This window comes from Tetzosporium hominis (assembly GCF_002265435.1).
GTDB classification, from domain to species: domain Bacteria; phylum Bacillota; class Bacilli; order Bacillales_A; family Planococcaceae; genus Chryseomicrobium; species Chryseomicrobium hominis.
Genome location: NZ_NOKQ01000324.1, coordinates 1 through 267 on the forward strand (window position 1 = coordinate 1; position 267 = coordinate 267).

The window sequence follows — 267 nt, forward strand, 5'->3', positions numbered from 1 at the left end:
TCGCGGACACATCTTTGCGGTTTTCAAATTCTTTCAGGTCTTTCTTTTGAACCTTTTGATCGCTTTGCCCTTCTTTTCCGACAACATTTATCTCGGTCACGATCTGCTCTTTCATCAGCTGTTCAGTGATTGATTTTTGCAGTCCGAATCCGACCGATGCGAGCACGATTAAAAACGCGCAGGCCACCGTTGTTGCGAGAATGGTCATGAATACACGCAGGCGGTTTTTCTTCATATTTCTTCTAATGAACTTCAACTGGTCCTTAA

Annotated in this window: 1 protein-coding gene; it reads right to left on the reverse strand. The window is 43.8% G+C overall.

Annotation, left to right across the window (positions count from 1 at the left end):
- Window positions 1-267, reverse strand: a 267-nt coding sequence (locus CF394_RS14105; protein ID WP_369333192.1) for an ABC transporter permease, incomplete at both ends; no start/stop codon positions are given.